9 protein-coding genes are annotated in these 7,409 nt (G+C 32.7%); all 9 read right to left on the reverse strand.

Annotated elements, in window-relative coordinates; translation table 11 throughout:
- Positions 1-197: 197 nt before the first annotated feature.
- Positions 198-641, reverse strand: a complete 444-nt coding sequence (locus tag ACQKIH_RS22080; protein WP_427768951.1) for a hypothetical protein — start codon at positions 639-641, stop codon at positions 198-200.
- A gap of 262 nt (positions 642-903) precedes the next feature.
- Entirely contained in the window at positions 904-1,941 is a 1,038-nt protein-coding gene (locus tag ACQKIH_RS22085) for a serine hydrolase domain-containing protein (RefSeq protein WP_427768954.1), read from the reverse strand.
- A gap of 328 nt (positions 1,942-2,269) precedes the next feature.
- Positions 2,270-2,797: a GNAT family N-acetyltransferase gene (locus ACQKIH_RS22090; protein ID WP_427768957.1), complete on the reverse strand. Its 528-nt coding sequence runs from the start codon at positions 2,795-2,797 to the stop codon at positions 2,270-2,272.
- A gap of 537 nt (positions 2,798-3,334) precedes the next feature.
- Complete coding sequence (locus ACQKIH_RS22095; RefSeq protein WP_427768960.1) at positions 3,335-3,571, reverse strand: DUF3953 domain-containing protein; 237 nt, start codon at positions 3,569-3,571, stop codon at positions 3,335-3,337.
- A 179-nt stretch (positions 3,572-3,750) separates the two neighbouring features.
- The gene (locus tag ACQKIH_RS22100) at positions 3,751-4,095 is read right to left on the reverse strand and encodes a hypothetical protein (protein ID WP_427768962.1); all 345 of its coding nucleotides are present in this window, start codon (positions 4,093-4,095) and stop codon (positions 3,751-3,753) included.
- A gap of 538 nt (positions 4,096-4,633) precedes the next feature.
- Positions 4,634-4,864 (reverse strand): hypothetical protein, encoded by a 231-nt coding sequence (locus ACQKIH_RS22105; protein ID WP_427768964.1) that lies wholly within the window; start codon positions 4,862-4,864, stop codon positions 4,634-4,636.
- Positions 4,865-5,016: 152 nt separating this feature from the next.
- Positions 5,017-5,202 carry a hypothetical protein gene (locus tag ACQKIH_RS22110; protein WP_057990130.1) on the reverse strand — a complete coding sequence of 62 codons (186 nt, stop codon included), beginning with the start codon at positions 5,200-5,202 and terminating at the stop codon, positions 5,017-5,019.
- 157 nt (positions 5,203-5,359) lie between these two features.
- Positions 5,360-5,974: a hypothetical protein gene (locus tag ACQKIH_RS22115; protein ID WP_057990131.1), complete on the reverse strand. Its 615-nt coding sequence runs from the start codon at positions 5,972-5,974 to the stop codon at positions 5,360-5,362.
- A gap of 239 nt (positions 5,975-6,213) precedes the next feature.
- Positions 6,214-7,059, reverse strand: a complete 846-nt coding sequence (locus ACQKIH_RS22120; RefSeq protein WP_427768968.1) for an aminoglycoside 6-adenylyltransferase — start codon at positions 7,057-7,059, stop codon at positions 6,214-6,216.
- Positions 7,060-7,409 lie beyond the last annotated feature (350 nt).

Below are 7,409 nucleotides of genomic sequence, written 5' to 3' on the forward strand. Positions count from 1 at the left end.
TCATTGGAATTCCTCCCTTAAATAAATTCTTTATAATCTCCAGTCTGCTGGTAAATTCGATTTCTCCTTATAGATTGCTTATTCAACTAACCTGCACCGTTAGTTAAAAAAGAAACTGCTACCCTAAAGGCAGCCTTGTTCTGCTAAAGCCCCCGTTAGTTTAATAAGAACTTCTTTCTAGTTTATCTATAGCTTTTTTATTCTGTCATTGCTTTTTCCAAAATACTAAAAAATTCATCATCTTCAAAAAGATATTTCTCGTATGAACCTCTATTGTCTTCAACCGCTATCCCTTTATTGGTAACATCCATAAACATTCTAAAACCTGTATTCAGAGTGATTTTCATCCAGTATTCATTATCGAGATTTACTGAACCGCCTCTTTTAAATTTCTTAAATTTAGATTTTTCAAAAGCCTTTATCAATTCTTTCTGAGTTTTACCTGTTAATTCAATCGGAACAAGTAATTCTTCTGCTTCCTTACCATAATCAAACTTTAACAACTCCACGGATTGTTCTTCCACACTAAAATCGGCACGCTTTAAAACATCCGTCGCAGAATAAGTTGGTTCCGAGTAATATAGATAAATCCCAATTCCTAAAATTCCAACTATAATTATTCCAACTATAATTTTTTTCATTTATTCAATCCCTTCACCCTCACTGAATTAGATTCAATTAAAACCTTCCAAATCCTTTTTTAAATAAAAACATCCCCAAAGCGTCGTTTGGGAAAATTTTCGAAACGCTTGTTGTACTAAAGCCCCCGTTAGTTTAAGTACAACACTTCACAAACTAACCTTCCAGGAGATGCATATACCCGTTACTTTAAGTACATCTTTTCATAATCTTTCGGGTATTTAAAAAGAAGAACCCAGAAAATAGGGTTCTTTTAATACATCTCTATTTTAAACCTTTTATTTTTACCAATTCTTCTTCTATCCCACTCATAATATTAAACGCACCATCCGACTTATTAGAACAAACAACTACATTAATGGATAGGTCAGGATAATGAGCAGAATTAAAGCTAACTCCTGGATCATAACCCATTATGTGGTATTTTAGAATATTGTTTTCTGTGGTTTTCTTAATCCAAATACCATAACCATAATAGCCACTCTCATTGACTTGTGCATGAGTGAATAAAAGCTTATTTGTGTACGTTTCATTTAAAAGTTGATAATTCATAAGTGCTGTCCACAGCTTAGCCATATCATTTGCAGTTACAAAGGCACCACCATCTGAACCACCTTTTACAGGTAAAGAATAGATGTTTGTTTTCCAAGTTCCATCAGTTTCATCGATATAGCCTAATGCTGTATTTGGTGGTAGAGAATCAAATGCAAAATACCCAGAATTCGTCATATTAGCCTTATTGAAGATGTGCGCTTGAATATAGTCAGAGAATTCAAGTCCACTTGTCTGTTCAACAATTAATCCTAATAAAATGTAACCCGCATTATTATAGTGAAATGATTCTCCTACTTTTGCTTTCATCGATTCATCTTGAAACAATGGTAAGAAATCTTTTAACTTTCTTATGTGATACATAGGGTTTGCAACCCAAAGTTCCTCAAAGTCATCCATTACATCTTCATCGAAATAATCTGGTATTCCCGAAGTATGTGTCAGTAAATGATGGACAGTCACTTTTTCATCAAAGTGTTTTAATTCAATATCAAGACAATCGGTCAATTTAGAATCAAAAGAAATTTCCCCCTTTTCAACTAGTTGACAGACCGCTATTGCAGTAAACAATTTACATCCAGATGCTATTCCAAAACGGGTCGCAGAGTTATTTTCTATTTGATCAGAACGATTTGCATAACCAAAGTTTTGTTCTGCTAACACCTTATCTTTTTCTTCAACAAATACTGAACCTGAAAAATCAACCTTATTTTGAATATCCTTAATCTTCTCTTGTAAATTTTTGTTCATAGCTATTCCTCCCGATAATTCTCTATTATTTATTTTGTTTAAGAAATAGGAATTCGCTTGAACAAATAGATTCTGTCTAACTTAATTCCTATTTATTTTTGTTCGATTATCATCATTGGTAGAACCTCCATTTCAAAGCAATCTTCTTGATTATAACAGAATATAAAAACTTTTCTGAACTAAACTGCTAATTGTTATTTTCCAGTTGCTTTTCGATGATTATTTCGAAAAACGAATATTCAACTAAACTGCTCCGTTAGTTGAACAAGAAAAAAGCTCTACTCCTTATTGAAGTAAAGCCCCCGTTAGTTCAATAAAATAACAAAGTCTATTTCTTCAAATCGGAGGGTAACATTCCATATACCATACTATCTGTCCACTCATTTTTATTCCAAAAATCTTGTGTGAAATGGGCTTCTTTTCTCATGCCTATTCGTTCACACAATTTTTGTGAAGCTATATTTCGTGCATCAAGATTTGCTTGTATACGATGTACATTAAAATCATCAAATAATTTGAATACCAAACTACTTACTGCTTCTGTTGCCAAACCTTTCCCAGCTATTTCATTTGAAAAACTATATCCAATCTCAACGGTATCTTTCATATCTGTATACCACACGGATAGATCACCAACTACTTTATCCTTATATATAGCTGCCAAACTTAACATTGATTCTTTAGTGAGTACACCGTTTGCTAGTTTCTTATTAAATCTTTCCTGCATATCTTCTTGAGTCCACTTATTATGTAATAGAAACTTACATGTATCTTCATTATTATAAATTGCAAATACATCCTGTAAATCCGTACTCTTAAAAGGTTTAATTATTAATCTTTCTGTTATGATTTCCAATTTATTTCGCCTCCCTTAAATTTAGTATACAGAATAAAATAAAAACCAACAATGTTTGGAAACCAAGTAAAACCCTTAAATACCAGTAAAGAAATTATAATCCAGAGAAGTGTTTACTGAAAGTGCAATAATTGAACTCAATCCTATTGTTCCACATATTTACCTTGATTATATATTTCACCTAAGTAAAATAAATTTCTTCTTCCATTAAACTTCCTCTTTAGTTCAATAAGAAAAGAGCTGACTAAGCAACTCAATGATGTTCAAGTAAAGCCCCCGTTAGTTCAATAAAGAAAAAGGCTAAGTTATAGGAAAAGGTTGATTTATAACGTTGTATATGCAAGATTTTATTCAAAATAGGATCCAGTGCAATTTCTTTTGAACAGCATAGAAAGCTTTGTTGTATCTAAGTTCAAACGATAGTGCAAAAAAGGTGTATATGAATAAAATACAGAAAAACACTTAATACTTTAGTATGACAACGTTTTAAGTGTTTTATTTCGTCACAAAACTTTGATTTGGGAACGTTATTATGTATTAATAATTCAACATAAAACCGTTGATAGCTACAAATATTGAAAATACAAATACGCCCATTAGCAACCACCTTGTCAATTTTTTATTTCTTTTGAATTCTTGTAACCCTAACATAAGCATTGCTAAGCCTAAAAATAAAGTCATATATGCTTGAAATTGGAAATCTTCTGTGAATAGACCGTAACCTGCAAGAGCTACAGCAATAATTGAAAATAGGATTTGAAAAATCTTTAACAAAGTTACTCCCCCCTTCAAATAACTATTTCAACATTTGATGATATATCTCCTTTAAACCTTCCCAAAGCGTCGTTTGGGTAAATTCTTGAAATGATCTTTCACTAACGCCCCCGTTAGTTGAATAAGAACAGAGACGCTTATTCAACAATAGCGCCAGATTATGTCGTTTTACTGTGTTTTCAGACTTTAATTTTGTTACTATTCCGTTTTTTATATCTAAAATACATTGAAAAATACATTCCTACAGACACAGTTAAAAAATAATACAAAGCCAGCTGTAATGTAAAGTTCGAGAAAAGAAAATATCCTATACCAAAGTTACAAATCACAAGACCTATCAGTGATTTTGAATTATCGCCAAAATTACTAAAAAGTGGAATTATCAATGGTACTAATATTGAGCAACTAACCAATAAAATTCCTACTAATCCACCGATTAAAATGATTGCCATCATCGCTCCAGCTCCATTGTCTATACCTAAATCATTTACAGTAGCTAAAGCATTATTTTGAAATTTTTCCATAAACAATATTGAACATTTAAATAATATGAATAATATAAACGTTGTAAATAAATTGATTTTCACACATAGCAAAGGACTGTATTCTGTGAACTTACGATTTTTCATATATATACCACCACCCAATTTTATCCAATTATATAGATAGACGGTAATTAAGATGTAAAGTTGCATTTGATTAAAAACACTTCCAAAGCGTCGTTTGGTTATCTAACATAAAAGAATGTGTTATCCAACAATATGGATCGATTGTTGAACAAAAGTTAAACAACGCTCTTCAACTAATCTGCTTCTTTAGTTCAATAAGAAAAAATGCTTTACTCCTTCTTGAAGTAAAGCACCCGTTAGCCATCCATGCTGCACCACAGAGAATGAAAATGGTTTGGAAGTTGAAATACTGATACTGACCGTAATCCATAGACTTATTTATGCTCTCCTCTTTTTTTAAAACGATTAAGTAGGGGTCTTCTTAAGTATTGTCATTTTTCATTTCTTGAATAACTAATTTTCATGGGAGTTTAAGTACATTTGAAACCGCCAGTTATCCAAAATAATTATGAAACCACCAAACAACAAGAAATATACCCCCTACGCCCCAAGCAGTGGTACTCCATATCCACCAAATTACGGATTTAGCTTTTGATGAATTTCCTTCGTCTTCCATATTCGCTTTTATAAAAGCGACCTTACTTTCCATACCTTTTTTCATAGAAACGAGAACAACTAATCCTATTAGCATGAAACCAGTAGTTATCCAGAGTAATAAGTCCACCTTCTATACCCCCTTTTTTTATGAATTACTTTCCTTTCAATCTTCTTTATTCAACTAACCTGCCCCGTTAGTTTAATAAAGAAAAAATGAGCTGCATAGGCAACTCAATGATCTTCAAGAAAAGCCCCTTTTAGCTGAATAAGATAACAAAATCAATTGTGTCTTTCACTTTTAGCGTTCTTAATAACTTCCCTAATCCCTAAGCCAATAATTGTACCAATTAGACCACCTATATTTAAAGCAGAAAAAAGCCCCCAGTCTACTTCGCCGTTTCTCCATAAACTTACAATAATTACACTTATAAGCGAACCAATAACCCAACCTAACCAAGATCTCAAAAAACTTTTAATGGTTATCCCTCCATTAGACTAAATGCTTCGTTAGTTCAATAAGAATTAGCTACCCCTAAAGGCAGCCACTTGTTCTGCTAAAGCCCCTGTTAGTCGAAGTACAATTGTTATAATAGGTGATTTAGATATTAAGTACTAAGTTGCCTTACATAGAACCTTTTAGTTCACCGGTTGACTTAAATTTACCCTCAATAAAACTTAACGTAACAACGGCGTCTGATATTGGGTTGTTATAGCTGTAAATTTCTAAAAACTCCGATTCAGCAATGAGTGCACCTTTACCACCAAGAATCTCAAATACTCTTCCTTTTGACATACCCTTTTCAAGCTTATTTAATTGCTCAAGGTTTTTTTCAATTTCAGATGTTTCTAATCCGATTTGTGCTTTATAACTTAGTTTATCACGCACGAATGTCATTTCAGAACTCGACGAGTCGCCCTCTGTTTCAAATTTATATATAACAGTATTATGCGAATCACCATCCGTGCCACTTTTAGAAACTACTGTTCCCTCTGACCCGATAATATTAAATACCTCTTCGGGTGTCATACCAAATTTAATTTGTTTATACTCTTCTTCAGTTACTTTACCATCTTCATTAACACCTAATGATGATGTTTCTTTGTTTGATGCTTCCTCTATTGGTATTTCAGCAATTGGTTTTTCATCTTTTTGTGCTTCTTCATTGGTAGTTTTTTCACTACAACCTACTAATCCAAGGCTTAATACCAATGCTGTGCTAAATACTAATTTTTTCACCGCAACTCAACTCCCTTATATTTCCATTATAAGTGATTGAGAGTTAAATGTATATTCCTCCCCAAACTGACTATTTTTAGCATCCTTTGGCTTTATTCAACAATCTGGCCCGATTGTTGAACACAAGTTAAACAACGCTATTGAACTAACCTGCTGCGTTAGCACAATAAGAAAAAAAGAGCTGTTTAAGCAGCTCAATGTTCTTCAAGTAATGTACCCGTTACTTGAAGTGTAAATCTTCACAAATTTTGAATTTTAGTAAGGTATTGTTTTACCTTAGTCGAATCTTCAGAAGGGTATTGATATTCAAGAATACTAGCTACTTTAATAGCTACTTGCTCAAACAAGTTAATTGTTTCAAAAAGTGAATTCCAAACTTGTTCGTAATCTCCATTAGGATATGTTTTCATCACTCTTTCCCAAATGTCGTTATCAAGGTAGCTCTTTAAGTACTTGCTGTTTTTTCCTACACTCAATGAAAAATTGGTTTCTATACCAACTTTCCACTCAAGTATTGTTAGCAACATTTCTCTTGCACTATTCAAATGGTCATAAGCGTAAAGTATTTCTTGTCTCCATAACCCTTTTGCTACATAAGTTGAAACCCACCAAAATTCATTACAACAATCTGCAAAAAATTCAGCAGAAGGTTTTTTTACCCAGTAATCTTTATCTGTTGGTTCAGAAAGCTTAGGCATATTTCCATCTTTATCTAATAAGATAACTGTTAATCCATCTTCAGAACAATAGATATCTTTTTCCTCAATCGAAATTAGCATTAAATCAATTCTATTCCCATCTTCAAATAACATTAAATATGTGAATCTTCCATCCAATTCAGGTGGAAACATTGCCATATCCTCTGGTGTTTGCATTATTATTCTTTTCCCAAAAAGATTTACCCAATCAGGATTGATTAGAAATGATTGAAGGTCAGATACAAGATAAACAATATCATAATCTCTGAAAGTATCTTTAGGTACATTAGAATTCGTTCGAGAACCATTCATTGCAACAGCTCGTACTCTCTCATCTTTCTCGGCAACTTTTATTATCAATTCCATAATTTCTTTTTCTGTTCGCATTTTTATACCTCCTAAATCTAAATTATAAGTGTTCTTCAACTAACCTGCTCCGTTAGTTCAATAAGGAAAAAAAGAGCTGCAAATGCAACTCAATGATCTTCAAGAAAAGCCCCCGTTAGTTGAAGAAGAAAAGTGAAGCTTATTCAACAATCGCGCCAGATTGTTGAAGATCGTTTTTTTACTAATATCCCTAAAGGAAACCCCAAGAAATGTTGTTTTCACAGCATTTCTTGGGGTTTTGTGACTTCCCAAACTTGAACTGCACCCCAATTGTTAGACACAACTAACAAGGAGGTGCAGTTATCTATGTCTAAAATTAGTGCAGAAGAAAAATTAGCTGCGGTTCAAAG

It is taken from the genome of Solibacillus cecembensis (assembly GCF_050272495.1).
GTDB lineage: Bacteria > Bacillota > Bacilli > Bacillales_A > Planococcaceae > Solibacillus > Solibacillus cecembensis.

Bases quoted from the DNA above. Each gene is read 5' to 3' on its own strand.
- ACQKIH_RS22080 (WP_427768951.1), bottom strand. From the start codon at position 641: ATGAAAAAAATTATAGTTGGAATAATTATAGTTGGAATTTTAGGAATT.
- ACQKIH_RS22085 (WP_427768954.1), bottom strand. From the start codon at position 1,941: ATGAACAAAAATTTACAAGAGAAGATTAAGGATATTCAAAATAAGGTT.
- ACQKIH_RS22100 (WP_427768962.1), bottom strand. From the start codon at position 4,095: ATGGAAAAATTTCAAAATAATGCTTTAGCTACTGTAAATGATTTAGGT.
- ACQKIH_RS22120 (WP_427768968.1), bottom strand. From the start codon at position 7,059: ATGCGAACAGAAAAAGAAATTATGGAATTGATAATAAAAGTTGCCGAG.